Here is a 17,004-nt window from a genome sequence, read left to right on the forward strand (position 1 = left end):
TCAATATGAGTCGTGTGACCTATCATCACGGAGACTTGCGGGCGAGCCTGCTGGCCTCCGCACTGGAGCTGGTCGAGGCCTCGGGACCCGAGCAGTTGTCCCTGCGCGCAGTGGCACGCAAGGCCGGCGTGTCGCCGAATGCGCCGTACAACCACTATGCGGACAGGAGTGCCCTGCTCGCCGCGCTGGCCACCCACGGCTTCGAGCAACTGCGGGAACGCATGACCGCCGCGGTGGCCGAAGCGGAACCCGGTGACGAGATCACCGCTGCCGCGATCGCCGCGGTCCGTCACGCCCTCGCCCGTCCGGGTCTGTACCGTCTGACGGTCGGCCACATGTGCAACGACCATCCGCAGACCCGAGCGGCACAGGACGCGGTGAAGGAGGTGGTGGCGGCCAGCGTGGTCGCCACCCCCGGCGACCCCGCGAGCGAGGCGCTCTGCACGGGCATCTGGGCCTTGGTCCAGGGTCTTGTCCTGCTGCTGGTGGACGGGGCGCTGAAGCCTCCGCAACAGCAGGACATCGACGACTTCATCCGCGCGATCATCCAGTCGACGCTCACCGCGCGGAACGCGCCGGACTGAAGCCGACCCGCCGCCCGGAAACGGATCCGCGGCCACGGGAAGCGTTACAGCGAGCCGGAGCCAACGACGAACCCCGATGGGCCCGAGGACGTCCGTCAAGGCGTGTGCCCAGCGGAAGACTCCTGTGCGGTGCCTTTGGAATTCGGGCGGCGCTCCCCACGGGACACCTCAGTCATCGCTGCACCGGCCGACGTGGACCGCTACCGGTAGGCGTTCCTCCGCCACCTCGGCCTGGAGCACACCTTCCGCCTGCTCGAGCGGACGCCGGGGCGGACCCGGCCGCTCGTCGCCGCCCTCCACCACCCCTGGCAGCGACCGGCGGAACCTGACAAGCTCACCCCGCCCACGTCAGCGCGGGTTCCGGAACCTGCACACGAAGACCCTCGCCAGCCCAGGCACCGGCAATCAACCGCCCCGGACCGGGCTGGCCACCCGGCCCGCCCACCACCGGAAGGAGACCGAACCGAGAAGTACCGCCACGGAGAGCTGGACGCCCTGCTCAGTCCACCGGCACAGGTGCGTCCGGGGGAACGCCAACGCCACGTACCCGCATCGCCGCGGCCGGAGCGAGCGGACTGACACCCAGGGCCGAGGCGATCTCGGCGGCCATGTCGAACGCCCACCACTTCCACTCATCCGGGTTTCACCTGACACACCATCAGGCCGAGCGTCGAATGAGCGTCATGGCACCTCGAAGGGCCTCATTTGGGCGTCACGATGTCACCCGTGACGCCCATAGCGCACGTCGGCCAAAGCCGCAGATCAGCGCCCCTTATCGGCAGGCTCCAGAATCGCCACGCACTCCACATGATGCGTCATCGGGATCACGTCGAGACCTCCCACTCGCAGAGAAACTGCAGGTCAGAGGTCATTTTGCGAGCGCCAGAAGACCGTTTCCAAGATCGCAGCGTCAAACGAGCGTCACGGCTCGCGCCTCATTTCCGCCCCTTCTGATGGCACCACCGACGCGGACCCTGCACCAGAGCATGTGAGACCCGAGGCGACCAGGTGGTGGAACAACCCAGCGGTCAGCCACAGGATCGTGACGCCCTCGGCGCTGACCAGGTCGGCGAGGCCCCCCAGGGGAAGCTGGTGCGCCGGCGCCACCACCAGCCGTCCGCCGTTGAGAAGGGGCCCCCAGATCTCCAGGGTCGAGGCGTCGAAGGCGACGGGGGCCAGTTGCAGGAAGACGTCGTCGGACCTGATCGGCAGATGACCCGCTCCGACGACCAGCCGCACGATCGCCCGGTGCGGCACCATGACGCCCTTCGGTGTTCCGGCCGACCCGGAGGTGTAGGCGATGTAGGCCGTGCTCTCCGGCGACGTACGGGCCGCGGGGCGCGTCGCCGGTCGTCGCGCAGCGCAGGCCCGCAGCTCCGGCAGCGGGCACCACGGCGGCTCCCCGTCCGTGGCGGACGGCGGCTCGTCGTCGGTGACGACCAGCGCCGGACGGGCGTCGAGCAGGATCGCCGTCCGGCGCTCCGCCGGCAGGTGGTGGTCGAGCGCCATGTAGACGCCCCCCCGCCTTGAGGACGGCCAGCAGGGTGACGACGAGATCGGCGGAGCGGCGCACAAGCAGTGCCACCGGGACCTCGGCGCCCACCCCTCGGGCGTGCAGTTCGTGAGCCAGCCGGTTCGTCCGGCGGTCCAGTTCCGCGTAGGTGAGCCGGCCGCCGGCGTCGCACACCGCGATCGCCTCCGGACGCCTCGCCGCCTGCCGTTCGAAGACCTCGACGACGGTTACCGCTGTGCCGGACATGCAGGGTCCCTTCCTCGTGCGCCGGGCGGCCCGGTCCTCGCTGCGGGGCGTACTCCCGAAACGCCCGGCGCCACGCGGAGTCCGTCGTGACGAGGTCGACCCGCCGTCGCGGGGGCACCGCGTCACTCGCCGTGCAGTGGGGTGATGTTGTGGGTGAACCGGAACAGGTTGTGCGGGTCGTGCAGCGTCTTGACGCGTCGCAGCCGCCCGTAGTCCTCGGCCGCGAAGAGTTCCCGCACCTGTTCCTGGGAGACCGGGGCGCCGTCGTTGTAGAGGGAGTTGAGGCTGCGGCCGACGGTCCAGGGCTTCAGGGCGTCGTAGACGCGCTGATGGACCGGCCGGGCGACCGTGGACGGCGCGGCCGTGCCTCCGGTCATCACGCGCAGCAGGTAGGCGGCCTCCCGGCCGCCGACCGCGCCCGCGTCGGGGGGCCGGCGGGCGAAGGCCCCGCCGAGGTGGCGGATCTCCAGGATGCAGGGCACGGCCGCATCGGGCCCGGCCACGTCCACGACGGTCCGCAGCGCCGCGGGGTCGAGTTCGCGCAGCAGGACGTTCCCGCCGAAGTAGGCGTGCGGGACGCGCGGGTCCTGGTAGATGGTGCCCGCCTGCGTGTACGGCATCTCCCGGACGGTGTCGGACAGCCGGGGGCCGAGCGCCCGCAGGGGCGCCACGAGCCGTTCGCCCTCCTCGGCGGAGCCCGTGAAGGCGATCCGAACGTGTGCGGCGTAGCGTCCGTGCAGCGGCTCGGGGACGGACGGCCACGGCGGGCAGGTCATGAGGCAGATCGAGGAGGTGAGTTCCTCGGGCAGCGTCAGGGTCCACGCCCGGTAGGCGTCCAGCAGGTCGAGGGGGTGGTCCGCGGCGAAGTGGAGGGCGCCGCCGTAGAGCCGTGTCACCGGCACGAGGGCGGTCTCGACGGCGGTGACGGCGCCGAAGTTGCCGCCGCCACCGCGCAGCGCCCAGAACAGGTCGGGGTCGGAGCCGGCCGTGACGTGACGCAGCGCGCCGTCCGCGGTGACGATGTCGACGGCGCGGACGTGGTCGCTGGCGTACCCGGTCAGGCGGCCGAGCAGGCCGATGCCGCCGCCGAGGAGGTAGCCGACGACGCCGACGTGTGGGGCCGAGCCGTTGACGGGAGCCAGACCGTGCGGGGCGGCCCGCTCGATGACCTCTCCCCATACCACGCCGGCCTGGGCCGTGACGGTTCCGGCCGCCGCGTCCACCGCGACGGCCTTCATCCGGCGGGTGCTGATGAGGACGCCCTCGCCGTCCAGGGCGGTGACGATGCCGTGTCCGGTGGACTGCACGGCGACGGGCAGCCTCCGCTCGGCGGCGAAGCGGACCGCGGCGCGCACGTCCTCGGGGCGGGTGGCGCCGACTACGGCGGCGGGGCGGTGCCGGAGGTCGGTCTGGAAACCGGAGCGTTCCTCGTCGTACTCCCGGCTGCCGGGCAGGAGGACGGGTCCTCGCACCTCGGCGGCCAGCGTCTGCACGTCCACGCTCATCCGTTGTTCTCCTTCCGTGGACGGCGTAGCCACCGCCCCGCGAGTGCCGCTCGGCCGACAGGTCCGCTACCGCAGGGACGAGTTCTCCTGCACCCAGTGGAAGCCGCGGCTGACCAGCGGGAAGGTGGTGAGGTCGCGGCGGCGCAGGTGCAGGCGGTGGTGGCGGCCGTCGACCTCGCCGTCCAGGATCAGGAGATCGTCGGCCGGGCGCTCGAAGGCGAACGTCACCTGCCACTTCGGATCGGCCATCTTGGTCAGGGCGACCGAACGGGCGTTCATGTCGATCGACGCCATGCAGGGGTCGATCGAGTCGTCCATGTGCTGGATGGCCACGGCGTCCACGGAGTCCACGACGATCCGGCGCCAGCGCCGGTCGTCGGTCGTCACGGGCGGGAGCTGCTCGCCGTCCACGGAGAAGCCGGTGACGTCCCAGACGCCGTACAGCTCGGGCTTCTCCCGGCCGCCCCCGTGGTTCTTCCAGAACGCCCAGTCGTTGCGCAGTTGCGCGCCGAGGAGCAGGAGTCCGGCCCCGGCCTGGAGGGCGGTGGCGATGCGGTTCGCCCGGCGGGAACGGAAGAGATCCGTGGGGGCGGCCGCGGGGAGCGGGCGCTGCGTGAACGCGGCGTCGGCCAGGCGAGGCGTGTGCGGGGCCAGCAGAAGCAGGCCGAGCAGGAGCAGGTGGAAGGAGTGGACCTTGACGGGGACGTCGAAGGTCATGTTGAGCAGCAGGACCTGCGCCATCTCCACCGCGCACAGCAGCGCGCCCAGCGGCGCGGTACGCGGCACGATGAGCAGCAGCCCGCCCGTGATCTCGGCGCAGCCGAGCAGTATCTGGTACGGCTTCGAGGATCCCGTCTGCGCCCACAGCAGGCTCATCTGGGTGAGGCCGCCGAGCGGCTCGACGAGCTTGGACGGCGGCAGCTGGAACTGGAGGGGGACGGCCTTGGCCGCGCCGTAGGAGAACATCTGTCCCGCGAGGCAGAAGCGGGCGGCCAGGCGGAACCACTTGTCGAGGGCGGCACGGTCCGTCCGGCGCCGGTCGAGCACGGACCAGACCGGGGTGGCCGCAGCGGCGCCCGCGAGCCAGCAGAGCTGTCCCGCCCAGGTGTGCGGGTCGTCGCCGCCGTCGAAGCGGTCGCCCAGCTCCCTGCCGAGGACCCGGACGGACATCCAGTTCCGCACCGGGCGTATCGCCCAGCGTTTCGCCCAGGCGTCGGCCGCTTCCTGCAGATGCCCCATTCCGCCCCCGCGCAGGGCCAGATAGACCTGCGGGCTGGTCAGGCAGTACAGGCCGGCGTAGACGCAGCCGAACCGGTAGGCGGTGCGGGCGGCCCCGGCCCAGTTCGGCGGGGCCGGGGAGGTGCCGGCCGGCGGGAAGGCGCGTCTGGTCGCCCGGCCGGCCGGTGAAGACACAACGGTCCGCAGCCACTTGCCTACTCGCACCTTCATCATTGATCACCTTCTCAGGCGCCGTCTTCGGTGGTCGCGGTCAGCTACGGCGGAAACGTCCGAGCCAGGCGTGCACGTCGAGGAGTTCCGACGTGGTCGGGATGATGCCGCGCAGGAGAGCCTCGTCGATCGACTCGACCGTCCAGCCGTCGGCGAAGCCGTCGCGTAGGTGGTCGGCAGAGCGCTTGAGGGCGGGCGGCTCGTCGTCGTCCGGGAGCGGTGCCGGTATATCCTTTATGGCCTCGGCGAGCCGCACCTGCATCTCCGCGGAACCCCGGTCGCTGATCGAGAGGATGTGCACCACCGCCCCCGGGCGGCAGGCCCGGTGCAGGGCCGCCGCGTAGGCGCGCAGCGTGTCGCCCTCGAAGGTGTGGGCGAGTCCGGAGTCGATCACGGTGTCGAAACACCCTTCGTATCCCTTGAGGTCGAGGGCGTCGGCGACTTCGAAGACGGCGCCGAGCCCGCGGGCGGCGGCCTTGTCCCGGGCGAGGGAGATCGCCGTCGGGGACAGGTCCAACCCCGTCACCGCGTAGCCCTTGCCCGCCAGGTGGAGGGCGTCCTCACCGGTGCCGCAGCCGGCGTCGAGCACCGTGCCGCGGACGAGCCCCGCTTTCTCCAGAGCGACGTAGGCGGGTTGGGGCGCCCCGATGTCCCACGGCGGTCGCTCGCCGAACGGGCTCTCCCCGCGGTAGACGGCGTCGAACACCTCGGTCATCGCCGCGGGACCGTCGGGTGCGCCGGCAGTTTCAGTCATGGCTGCCATGATTGCGTCGCGCCCCGGCGTCTCCTCGCTCTCTTGCGGACTTCTGTCACGGAGGCGTCGCCCGCCGGTCAGCGGGAGCCGTACTTGCGGACCGCGAGCGGGGCGAACACCGCGATCAGGCCGACCGACCAGGCCACGGTCTGCAGGACGTAGCTGGTCGCCGGGCCCCCGGTGAACAGTGCGCGCAGCGCGTTGACCGCCGCCGTCATGGGGCTGTGGGCGGCGTACGCCTCCAGCCAGCCCGGCATCGTGCCGGTCGGTACGAACGCCGAGGAGATCAGGGTGAACGGGAAGATCCACACCCCGCCGACCGCCTGGGCGGCTTCCGCGCTGCGCACCAACAGCCCGAGGTAGGCGGCGAACCACGACACCGCGTAGCCGAACAGCAGCAACAGCAGCAGGCCGGCCAGCGCGGGCACGAGGCCGTTGCGGAACCGGAAGCCGACCAGCAGGCCCACTCCCACGGTCACCCCGGCCACGCCGACGTTGCGGAAGATCTCCGACAGCGTGCGTCCGATCAGCACGGCGGTACGGCTCATCGGCATCGACCGGAAGCGGTCCATGAGGCCCTCGTGCATCTCGGCGGCGATCCCGATGGTGGTACCGGCGGCGGAGCCGTAGAGCGCCATCTGGACGAGGATGCCGGGCAGCAGGAACTGGGCGTAGCGTTCGCCGCCGACGTCGATGGCGCCGCCGAAGCCGTACGTGAACAGCAGGATGAACATCACCGGCTGGACCAGTGAGAACATTACCAGTTCGGGGCTGCGCAGTACGTGCCGTACGTTGCGCAGGGTCATTTGCCACACGTCGGAGAACCACCACGCGAGGGCGTTGCCCGACGGCGTGTACGACGTGCCGCTCTCCCGGGTCAGAGTGGTGGAGGTCATGGCCGCTCGGTTCCCTTCCCACTGTTGCGCCGGTCGGTGCTGTGATCGGCGGATCGGCCCGTCACGGTGAGGAAGACGTCATCGAGAGTGGGCCGGCGGAGCGCCACGTCACCTATCGCGATCCCCGACTCCTTGAGCAGGTGAAGCAGGTCGGGCAGCGTGCCGCCGTCGGACAGCGGCGCGTGGACCTGCATCTTCCCGGGGTCGGCGACCGGGTCGGTGCCCAGCCGCTCCCGCAGGATCCGGACCGTCCGCTCCATGGCTCCCGTGTCGAGGAGTGTGATGCCGACCCGGTCGGGACCCGCCTGTGCCTTCAGCTCGTCCGGGGTGCCGCTGACGATGACCGTGCCCCGGTCGATGACGGAGAGGGAGTCGGCAAGCTGGTCCGCCTCCTCCAGGTACTGCGTGGTGAGCAGTACGGTCGTTCCGTCCGCGACCAGTTCGCGCACGAGCCGCCACACCTCCATACGGCTGCGCGGATCGAGGCCGGTGGTCGGCTCGTCGAGGAAGACGAGCCCGGGCCGCGCCATGAGGCTGGCCGCGACGTCGAGCCGGCGCCGCATCCCGCCCGAGTACGTCTTGGGCTGCCGGTCGGCCGCGTCCTCCAGGCCGAAGCGTTCCAGCAGTTCGCTCGCGCGTGCCCGGCAGTCGTACTTCGACAGCCGGAACAGCCTGCCGATCATGTGCAGGTTCTCGCGCCCGGTGAGCAGTTCGTCGACGGCGGCGTACTGGCCGGTGAGCCCGATCATCGACCGGACCCGCCGGGGGTCGCGGCGCACGTCCACGCCGAACACCTCGGCCACTCCCTCGTCCGGCGCGATGAGGGTGGCCAGGATCCGGACGGTGGTGGTCTTGCCGGCGCCGTTGGGGCCGAGCAGGCCGTGCACCGTGCCCTTGGGTACCGTGAGTTCGAGACGGTCGAGTGCGGTGAGCGAGCCGAAACGCTTGCACAGTTCGACCGTTCTGATCGCTGTTGGCATCTGCCGTGATTCCTTTCCTGGTCCGACGCGCCCTGGGCTGGGGGTCGGCGACCCGGTTCAGTGGTGCACGGCACCGAGCAAGGCCGACATGTGGATGGCGTCGGCGGCCACCGCGCCCGCCGCGGTCGACGCGGTGACCGACTGTTTCCAGCGACTGGTCAGGTCCCCGGCCGCGTACAGGCCCGGCACGCTGGTGCACTGGGAGGCGTCGACGCCGACGAAGCCGGCGTCGTCGACCGTCAGCTTCAGTTCTTCCGCCGCCCGCTGCACGACGGGCTGCTGCCGCTGTCGCGGCGTCCACACCAGGGTCTGCCGCTCCAGGACCCTGCCGTCGGCCAACTCGATGCCGTACAGGGACCCTTCACGGTGGTGCAGGCGGCGGACCGTTCCCGTGACGACGTCCCCTCTTCTGCTGCGCGCGGTCGCGCGAGCGGTCTCCAGGCCGGGCATCGACTCCTGGCAGATCGCGATCGTGTCCTCGCTCCAGGCGCGGAAGGCCACGGCCGACAGTCCCGCGAGTTCCGCGTTGTCGGCGACCGTCGCCCAGCGCCGGCCGGCGTTCTCCTCACCGAGGCAGAACGGGCAGTGGATCACGCTGCGGCCCCAGCACTCCGCGAAGCCGTCCACGTCGGCCGGATGGACGTCGACGACACCGGTCGCGAGCAGGACGGTTCGGGCCTCGACGGTCTCACCGCCGCCGAGGGCGACCCGGAAGCCCCCGCCGGGAGCGGAGGACACGCTGTCGGCGTCGTCCTCCAGCCGCTCCACGGTCGTGTACCGGGAGAGTTCCCGCCAGGCGCGCTCCCGGAATTCGGCGGGAGTGACGCCGTCCATTCCGATGTGGCCGTGAACGCCTGCCGACGCGCTGTTGCGCGGTGCCCGGGGGCCGTCCACGACGATCACCGGGTGTCGGTATCTGGCCAGGCCGAGTGCCGCGGTGAGCCCGGCGGGGCCGGCTCCCACGATCACGGTGGTGTGGTCGTCGTGCGAGGACATCGGTCTGATCCCTTCCGTCGTGTGGCATGGACGGGATCCCTCCACCGTGGGAGCGGTCCGGCAGGTGCTCGGTGTGGGAACGCCGGAATCGGCTGTCGGCGGGCGGAAGCCGTCGGCCCGCATCGTCGTCGCCGCCGCGGTGGTGGGAAGGTGCGGGCGAAAGAGGTGAGCCAGACAGTCGTGCGCCTGCGCGGCACGGGCGATGCCGGCTTTCCGCCCGGGCACGAGCCGGCCGCGGTCGGCGCCCCCGCCCCGAGTCACCAGGCGGGGGCAGGCGCAGGGCCGCGTCGGGTCAGGCGCCGACGTACTGGGCGAGGTGCTCGCCGGTGAGGGTGGAGCGGGCGGCGACAAGATCGGCGGGCGTGCCCTCGAAGACGATCCGGCCGCCGTCGTGTCCGGCACCGGGACCGAGGTCGATGATCCAGTCGGCGTGCGCCATGACCGCCTGGTGGTGCTCCACGACGATGACCGTCTTGCCGGCGTCCACCAACCGGTCCAGCAGGGCGAGCAGTTGCTCGACGTCGGCCAGGTGCAGGCCGCTGGTCGGCTCGTCGAGGATGTAGACGCTGCCCGCTCCGCCCATGTGGCCGGCGAGCTTCAGCCGCTGCCGCTCGCCGCCGGAGAGAGTGGTGAGCGGCTGGCCGAGGCTGAGGTAGCCCAGGCCGACCTCGGCGAGCCGGTCGAGGACGGTGCACGCGGCCGGTGTCCGTGCCTCACCGCTGCGGAAGAACTCGGCGGCCTCGGCCACCGGCATCGCGAACACGTCGCTGATGTCCCGGCCGCCGAGCCGGTACTGGAGCACCGAGGACTGGAACCGCTTGCCCTCGCAGTCCTCGCAGGTGGTGGCGACGCCGGCCATGATCGCCAGGTCGGTGTAGATGACCCCGGCGCCCTTGCAGGTGGGGCAGGCGCCCTCGGAGTTGGGACTGAACAGGGCGGGCTTGACCCCGTTGGCTTTGGCGAACGTCTTGCGGATCGGTTCGAGCATGCCCGTGTAGGTGGCCGGGTTGCTGCGCCGGGAGCCCTTGATGGGCGACTGGTCCACCGTGACGACGCCGTCGCGGCCCGCCACCGAGCCGTGGATCAGGGAGCTCTTGCCGGAGCCCGCGACTCCGGTGACCACGGTGAGCACGCCGAGCGGGATGTCCACGTCGATGTCACGCAGGTTGTGGGCGTCGGCGCCGCGCACCTCCAGCACACCGGACCGCTCGCGCACGGTCGGCTTCAGGGAGGCCCGGTCGTCCAAGTGCCGTCCGGTGACGGTGCCGGCGGCCCGCAGGCCCTCGACCGTGCCCTCGAAGACCACCTCGCCGCCCTTGGTGCCGGCGAGGGGGCCCAGGTCGACGACGTGGTCGGCGATCACGATCGTCTCCGGCTTGTGCTCCACGACCAGCACGGTGTTGCCCTTGTCGCGCAGGCGCAGCAGCAGGTCGTTCATCCGGTGGATGTCGTGCGGGTGCAGGCCGACGGTGGGCTCGTCGAAGACGTAGGTGACGTCGGTGAGCGCAGAGCCCAGATGGCGGACCATCTTGACGCGCTGGGCCTCACCGCCCGAGAGCGTGCTCGAGGACCGGTCGAGCGAGAGGTAACCCAAGCCGATCTGGACGAACGAGTCGAGGGTCTGGCCGAGCACCGTGCACAGCGTCCTGACCGACGGGTCGGTCAGACCGCGGACCCAGGCCGCGAGGTCGCTGATCTGCATGGCGCAGGCGTCGGCGATGCTGATGCCGTCGATCTTCGCGGACCGGGCGGTCTCGCTGAGCCGGGTGCCGTGGCACTCGGGGCAGGCGGAGAACGCCACCGCCCGTTCCACGAAGGCACGGATGTGCGGCTGGAGCATCTCCTTGTCCTTGGACAGGAACGACTTGCGCACCCGCGCGAGGAGGCCCTCGTAGGTGGTGTTGACGCCCTTCACCTTGACCTTGACCGGGTCCCGGTGCAGGAGGTCGTGCCGTTCCTGTTCGGTGTAGTCGCGGATCGGCTTGTGCGGGTCGAGGAAGCCCGACTCGGTGAACGACTGCACCACCCAGCCGTCGGGCTTCCAGCCGGGGACTGTGATCGCGCCGTCCGCGAGCGACTTGGAGTCGTCGAACAGCTGGGCGGGATCGATGTCCGAGACGGTGCCCATGCCCTCGCACCGCAGGCACATGCCGCCGACGACGCTGAAGCCCTTCTCGATCTTCTTGCCGTTCACCACGAGGACACCCGACGCGTCGGCCGAGGCGACGTTGAAGGCGAACGCCTTCTGCGAGCCGATGTACGGCTTGGCCAGCCGACTGAAGAGGATGCGCAGCAGGGTGCCCGCGTCGGTGGCGGTGCCGACCGTGGAGCGCAGGCTGGTGCCCATCGGCTGCTGGTCGACCAGGATCGCGGTGGTCAACCCGTCGAGCAGGTCGACCTCGGGCCGCGCCAGGGTGGGCATGAAGCCCTGGATGAAGGCGCTGTACGTCTCGTTGATCAGCCGTTGCGACTCCGCGGCGATCGTGTCGAACACCAGGGAGCTCTTGCCCGAGCCGGAGACTCCGGTGAACACGGTCAGGCGTCGTTTGGGGATCTCCACGTGCACGTTCTTGAGGTTGTTCTCACGTGCCCCGTGCACACGGATCATGTCATGGCTGTCGGCGGCACACAGCGCAGCGGGCTGGGTGTCCGTCTCCGTGCCGACCGTCATGGTGTCCCTCCCGTTTGTCGGACGCGGCACGCCTTCGTCATGCGACGTGGTGACGAGTTCCTGAACGTCCCGGTTCATGGGCTCAAGCGTATACCTGCAAAGTCGGTTGAGAGTTTTGATGAAGCAACGCGGATTTTTCTGGATAGAGTCTCAAACCGTGAAGTACCTGCGTCCATACGACCTCGCCCGTGAGCACGGCATTTCCACCCAGGCGGTCCGCAATTACGAGCGGGACGGGTTCATCCCGCTCGCCCGGCGGACCGCGTCCGGCTACCGCACCTACACCGAGGTCCACGCGGCGGCCCTGCGCGCCTATCTGGCGCTCGTGCGGGCATACGGATACGCCACGGGCGGCGAGATCATGCGGTCACTCAGCACCGGCGACCTCGACGCCGCGCTGACCGCCGTCGACCGCGGCCACGCCCAACTGCTGCGCGACCGGAGCACGCTGGACGCGGTGGGGCGGACGGTGGAGCACCTCACGCGTGGGCCGGCCCTCACCGAGCACACCTCCTCCGCCAGCGGCGAGCCGCTCAGCATCGGCGAACTCGCGCGCCGCCTGGGGGTGACCGCGGCGACCCTGCGGAACTGGGAGGCGGTGGGCATCCTCACCCCCGCCCGGGAGCCGGTCACCGGCCACCGTTCGTTCGGCGCCACAGACGTACGCGACGCCGAACTGACCCATCTGCTGCGGCGCGGGGGCTACCCGCTGGAACACATCCGCACGGTGGTCCGGCAGATCCGCACGGCCGGCGGCACCGAGGCGCTGTCCGCCGCCCTCGAGGACTGGCGGCGACGGCTCACGGCCCGTGGCGTGGCCATGCTCGACGCGGCGGCCCGTCTCGGTGGGTACGTGACCCTCCTGGACATCGCCCCGGCCGGACCGCCGGCCGCCGGGGAACCCGCTCCCGCGCCGGAATCCCCATCGACGGTTTGAGACCTCCCGATCCGGCGGATCCAGTCGCGGCGCCGACGGCACCGCCGTAAGCCTCAACGAGTCTTTCAATGATTCGATTGACAGACATGAAAAAGGACTTCCACGGCCTTCCCGTGGCCTCGTGCGCCGTACTGGCGCTCGGCGAGCCCACCCACCGGGAACCCGCCTTCGGGTGGGTACGCAACGAGCTGTTCGCCCGGCTGGCCCGCCTCGGTTTCCGCTCGATCGCCCTGGAGACCGACCGCGTGGCCGCGCTGCGCGTCGACGACTTCGTCAAGGGCGGCGACGGTGATCTCGACGAGGTGGCGCGGGAGGGTTTCTCCCACGGCTTCGGCGACCTGGAGACCAACCGGTGCCTCGTCGCCTGGATGCGCGACCACAACGCGGGCCTGCCGCCGGAGGAGCAGCTGACCTTCCACGGCTTCGACCTCCCGACGGAGACCACCAGCGCCCCCAGCCCGCGGCGCTGTCTGGAGCAGGCCCGTGACTACCTGGGGCTCGACCTCGACCTGACCGGGCTGTCCGGCGCGGACGAGCGGTGGAGCCGTACGGAGGCGGTGATGGACCCGGCCATGTCGGTCGGCGCCACGCCCGAGGCCGAGCGGTTGCGGTCCCTCGCCGACGACATGCTCACCCTGCTCCACGCCAACGCCGCCGACCGGATCGCGCAGACCTCGCGCGCGGAGTGGCTCCGGGCCAGGATCCACCTCACCGCCGGCCTCGGTCTGCTGCGCTACCACCGGCAGGCGGCCCAGCGCATGGAGAACAACGCCCGGCTGTCCCGGCTGTTCTCCACCCGGGACGCGCTCATGGCGCAGAACCTGCTCGACATCCGCAGCATCGAGGGCCGCCGGGGCGCGACGCTGGTCTTCGCCCACAACGTGCACCTCCAGCGGACCCCGAGCAGCTGGAGCATGGGAGACCTGCGGGTCGACTGGCCCGGGGCAGGCACCATCGTGGCACCGCTGCTGGGCGAGCAGTACGTCTTCGTCGCCGGCAGCCTGGGCCGCAGCGAGGCCATCGGGCTGGGCGACCCCGAGCCGGGCACGTACGAGAGCGTTCTGCAGGACCGCGTGACCGATTGGGCCCTGGCCTCCACCGGCACGGTCACCGCCGCCCGGACCCGGACGGACACCACCCCGCAGCAGGGCTACTTCCCGCTCGACCAGGGCCTCTGGGACACCGCCGACGCGGTCCTGCACGTCCGTGACGGCGCCGCCGTCACCGGGTCGGGGGACCTCCTGCGCGCCCTGGCCGGTGCCGGGAGCGCGCTCTGACAGAGACGGGAAGGATTCGCGGGCTCCCCGGGCGCCGGGGATTAGATTCGCCGTCGATCAGGGAGCCTCCCGAAGGAGCTGACCGCACTTGAACACGGTTCCTGAACTGTTCGAGTCAATCGTCGCCCGACGGGGCACGGAGCCCGCGCTCATCGACGCGGAGGGCACCCTCGGGTACGCGGAGCTGAACACCCGGATCAACCGGCTCGCCCGCAGGCTCATCGCGCACGGTGTCGGTCCCGATTCGCTCGTCGCGGTCGCGATGCCCAAGTCGCGGGAACTGATCGTGGCGATCATGGCGGTGCTCAAGGCCGGCGGCGCCTACCTCCCGCTCGACCCGGAGTATCCGGCGGAACGCCTGGCGTTCATGGTGTCCGACGCGCGGCCGGTGCTGCTGCTGCGGTCCTCCTCGGTGGCGCCGCTCGACGCGGGCCCGGAGGAACTCGTCCTCGACGACCCGGCGTTCCGTGCCGCGTGCGCGGCCGGGCCGGGGCACGGCGTCTCCCAGGACGAGCGCCGCTCCGTCCTGCACCCCGATCACCTGATGTACGTCATCTACACCTCGGGGTCGACCGGAACGCCCAAGGGTGTCGCGGTGCCGCACAGCGGGGTCCGCGACATGGCCGCCACCCAGGCAGCCTTCCTGCGGGCGGGGCCGGGCGACCGCGTGCTCCAGTGGGCCTCCATCAGTTTCGACGCCGCCTTCTGGGACGTGTGCCTGGCGCTGCTGTCCGGGGCGGCCCTCGTGACGGTGCCCGCCGAGGACCTGCTGCCGGGCCATCCGCTGTGGAACACCTTGCTCAAGTACGACATCACCCACGCCACACTGCCCCCCGTGGCGCTCAGCGAGACCGACGCCGAGGACGTACTGCCCGGCGGGATGATCATGTCCACGGGGGACAGCTGTACGCCGACCCTGGTGCGCAAGTGGTCCCGGGCACGGCGGATGTTCAACGGCTACGGCCCGACGGAGGTGACCGTCGGGGCAACGATCGCCGGACCGGTGCGCGACGCCGGTGACATCGGGATCGGCACGCCGTGGTCCAGCAAGAAGGTGCACGTGCTCGACGAGCGGCTACGCCCGGTGCCGTCCGGCACGGAGGGCGAGCTGTACATCGCGGGCACCGGGCTGGCGCGCGGCTACCTCGACCGGTACCCGGCGACCGCGGTGAAGTTCGTGGCCGACCCGTTCGGGCCGCCCGGTACCCGGATGTACCGCACGGGCGACCGGGGCCGCAGGGGGCCGGACGGCGAGCTGTTCTTCGCGGGCCGCGTCGACGGCCAGGTGAAGCTGCGCGGTTTCCGGGTCGAACTCGGTGAGATCGAGGCCCGGCTCGCCGCCCATCCGGCGGTGGACGTCGCCGTCGCCGTGGTCCGGGGCGAGCTGGCCGACGCGCATGTCGTCGGCTACGTCACCACCACGGGGCCGGTGGAGCCGGCCGATCTGCGCGCCCATGTCGCCGAGTCGCTGCCCGCCCACATGGTGCCCGCACGGGTCACGCTGCTGGAGCGGTTCCCGACGCTGGCCAACGGCAAGATCGACCGGGGGGCCCTGCCGCAGCCGGACGCGGGCGTACCGGGACTCCCGGACGGCGGGCGGGCGCCGGAGGCCGTCGAGGCGGACGACCGGGCGGCCGTGGTCTGCGCGATCGTGCGGGACGTCCTCGGGATCGCGGAGGCGACGGTCGCCGACAACTTCTTCCAGCTCGGCGGGCACTCCGTGCAGGCGACCAGGCTGGTCGCCCGGCTCCGGGAGCGGTTCGGGGTCGCGCCGTCGATCCGGACCGTGCTGGAGGCGGCGACGATCGGCGAGCTGGCCGCGGCCGTCGAGAGCCGGCTGCCCGGCTGACGGCCGTCAGCGGAAGGCGACCGGCAGACTGGCATAGCCATTCAGGAAGTTGGAGTAGACCGGGGCGGGCTCGCCGCACACCTCGATCTCGGCGACCGACTCGGTGAGCGCGCTCAGCAGTGCGCACAGCTCCGCCCGGCCGAGGAACGCGCCGACGCAGAAGTGCGGGCCGTGGCCGAAGGAGAGGTGCTTGTTGGGCGAGCGGGCCGGGTCGAACCGGCGCGGCTGGTCGAACACCTCCTCGTCGTTGTTGGCGGAGATGTTCCACAGCGTCACGATGTCGCCCGCGCGCACCTGCCGGCCGCCTATCAGCATGTCGCGGGTCGCGGTGCGGGCGAAGTGCCTGGCCGGCGTGGCCCAGCGCAGCACCTCCTCGACCGCCGTGTCGACCGCGGCCGTCCCCTCGCGCAGCGCCCGCCACTGGGCGGGGTGCTCGGCGAACGTTTTGACCGCGCAGATCGCGGAGACGCGGGAGGACTCGTCGCCGCCGAGCACGAGGCTGTAGCAGTTGAGCGCGGCCTCCTCCAGCGTCAGCGGGCGGCCTCCCGCCTCCGCTGTGGCGATCATGCTGATCACGTCGTCGCCCGGGTCTCGGCGGCGGTGCCGGGCGAGGTCCATGAAGTAGCCGATGATCTCGTTGCGGGCCTCCAGGGAGTCCAACCGGTCGGACTCGGCGTCGTCCGAGGAGAGGGCCAGCTTGTTCCAGCGCAGCAGCTTTTTGCGGTCCGCCTCCGGAATGGAGAGCAGATCGCAGATCGTGTTCATCGGGATGTGCTCGGCGACCGCCGCCGCGAAGTCGAACTCACCTTGCCGGGCGACGGTCCTGATGAGCCGTGACGTCCGTTCCCGCACTCTCTCCTCCACCGCGCCGAGGACGCGCGGGGAGAAGGCGCGCAGCATCAGGTTGCGCAGCTCGCGGTGGCGGGGCCGGTCGGTGACCGCGAGCATCTTGCCGCCCGCCGAGTCACCGCCGCTCAGCAGGACGTCCAGTACGGTCCCGCGAGCGGAACTCAGGGAGCGCACGTCGGCGTAGCAGGACAGCACGTCGGCGTGGCGGGCGACGACCCAGAAACCGGGATCTCCCTCGTGCCAGTACACGGGCCGGTGCTTGCGCACATCGCGCCAGAACGTGTGGGCGTCGTGTCGTACGAAGGCGGTCGCGTCGGTCAGGTCCAGCTCGGTCGGGGTGATCATGCCGAAATCGTCACATCGGCGGCGCCCACGCCGGGCAGCTCTTGCGCAGGTCTTTCGTCGTGAATGAGAGACGAAAGAATGCTGATCAGGCACTTCCTTCCCGTGCCAAGCTCAGGAACATGGGTCGTTGAACGCGCCGGATCGTCCGGCTGC

General features: G+C 71.2%; 13 protein-coding genes and 1 pseudogene. 4 read left to right on the plus strand and 10 right to left on the minus strand.

Features of this window, described 5'->3' with window-relative positions:
• The first annotated feature begins 5 nt into the window (after positions 1 to 5).
• Positions 6 to 584 (plus strand): TetR/AcrR family transcriptional regulator, encoded by a 579-nt coding sequence (locus Sdia_RS23285; protein WP_181844073.1) that lies wholly within the window; start codon positions 6 to 8, stop codon positions 582 to 584.
• Between the two features lie 921 nt (positions 585 to 1,505).
• On the opposite strand, the gene Sdia_RS23290 is transcribed toward Sdia_RS23285, so the two are convergent.
• The 9 genes and pseudogenes from Sdia_RS23290 to Sdia_RS23330 all read right to left on the minus strand — a co-directional run bounded on the left by Sdia_RS23290 (position 1,506) and on the right by Sdia_RS23330 (position 11,594).
• Positions 1,506 to 2,093 (minus strand): AMP-binding protein, encoded by a 588-nt coding sequence (locus Sdia_RS23290; protein ID WP_191835372.1) that lies wholly within the window; start codon positions 2,091 to 2,093, stop codon positions 1,506 to 1,508.
• A gap of 55 nt (positions 2,094 to 2,148) precedes the next feature.
• Positions 2,149 to 2,343 (minus strand): annotated as a pseudogene (locus Sdia_RS30830) (AMP-binding protein); the annotation flags it as partial.
• Between the two features lie 122 nt (positions 2,344 to 2,465).
• Positions 2,466 to 3,848: an FAD-binding oxidoreductase gene (locus Sdia_RS23300; RefSeq protein ID WP_189500341.1), complete on the minus strand. Its 1,383-nt coding sequence runs from the start codon at positions 3,846 to 3,848 to the stop codon at positions 2,466 to 2,468.
• A gap of 66 nt (positions 3,849 to 3,914) precedes the next feature.
• Complete coding sequence (locus tag Sdia_RS23305; protein ID WP_128461881.1) at positions 3,915 to 5,297, minus strand: DoxX family protein; 1,383 nt, start codon at positions 5,295 to 5,297, stop codon at positions 3,915 to 3,917.
• Positions 5,298 to 5,337: 40 nt separating this feature from the next.
• Positions 5,338 to 6,051, minus strand: a complete 714-nt coding sequence (locus Sdia_RS23310; RefSeq protein ID WP_164904286.1) for a class I SAM-dependent methyltransferase — start codon at positions 6,049 to 6,051, stop codon at positions 5,338 to 5,340.
• A gap of 77 nt (positions 6,052 to 6,128) precedes the next feature.
• Positions 6,129 to 6,947 (minus strand): ABC transporter permease, encoded by an 819-nt coding sequence (locus Sdia_RS23315; RefSeq protein ID WP_189500340.1) that lies wholly within the window; start codon positions 6,945 to 6,947, stop codon positions 6,129 to 6,131.
• On the minus strand, positions 6,944 to 7,927 hold the full coding sequence (locus tag Sdia_RS23320; protein ID WP_189500339.1) for an ATP-binding cassette domain-containing protein: 984 nt from the start codon (positions 7,925 to 7,927) through the stop codon (positions 6,944 to 6,946). Before Sdia_RS23320 ends, Sdia_RS23315 begins: the two co-directional genes overlap by 4 nt.
• Before the next feature lie 57 nt (positions 7,928 to 7,984).
• Positions 7,985 to 8,923, minus strand: coding sequence for an NAD(P)/FAD-dependent oxidoreductase (locus tag Sdia_RS23325; protein ID WP_189500338.1), 939 nt, complete (start codon positions 8,921 to 8,923; stop codon positions 7,985 to 7,987).
• A 292-nt stretch (positions 8,924 to 9,215) separates the two neighbouring features.
• Positions 9,216 to 11,594, minus strand: a complete 2,379-nt coding sequence (locus Sdia_RS23330; protein ID WP_189500337.1) for an ATP-binding cassette domain-containing protein — start codon at positions 11,592 to 11,594, stop codon at positions 9,216 to 9,218.
• A gap of 166 nt (positions 11,595 to 11,760) precedes the next feature.
• Between Sdia_RS23330 and Sdia_RS23335 the strand changes: the two genes are divergently transcribed.
• The 3 genes from Sdia_RS23335 to Sdia_RS23345 all read left to right on the plus strand — a co-directional run bounded on the left by Sdia_RS23335 (position 11,761) and on the right by Sdia_RS23345 (position 15,657).
• Positions 11,761 to 12,531, plus strand: a complete 771-nt coding sequence (locus Sdia_RS23335) for a TioE family transcriptional regulator (protein ID WP_371874304.1) — start codon at positions 11,761 to 11,763, stop codon at positions 12,529 to 12,531.
• An 86-nt stretch (positions 12,532 to 12,617) separates the two neighbouring features.
• Positions 12,618 to 13,808, plus strand: a complete 1,191-nt coding sequence (locus Sdia_RS23340) for an erythromycin esterase family protein (RefSeq protein WP_276324236.1) — start codon at positions 12,618 to 12,620, stop codon at positions 13,806 to 13,808.
• An 88-nt stretch (positions 13,809 to 13,896) separates the two neighbouring features.
• Positions 13,897 to 15,657: a non-ribosomal peptide synthetase gene (locus Sdia_RS23345; protein WP_189500335.1), complete on the plus strand. Its 1,761-nt coding sequence runs from the start codon at positions 13,897 to 13,899 to the stop codon at positions 15,655 to 15,657.
• Positions 15,658 to 15,663: 6 nt separating this feature from the next.
• Here the strand turns inward: Sdia_RS23345 and Sdia_RS23350 are convergent, their stop codons facing one another.
• Complete coding sequence (locus Sdia_RS23350; RefSeq protein WP_189500334.1) at positions 15,664 to 16,851, minus strand: cytochrome P450; 1,188 nt, start codon at positions 16,849 to 16,851, stop codon at positions 15,664 to 15,666.
• Positions 16,852 to 17,004 lie beyond the last annotated feature (153 nt).

The organism is Streptomyces diastaticus subsp. diastaticus, from assembly GCF_011170125.1.
GTDB lineage: Bacteria > Actinomycetota > Actinomycetes > Streptomycetales > Streptomycetaceae > Streptomyces > Streptomyces diastaticus.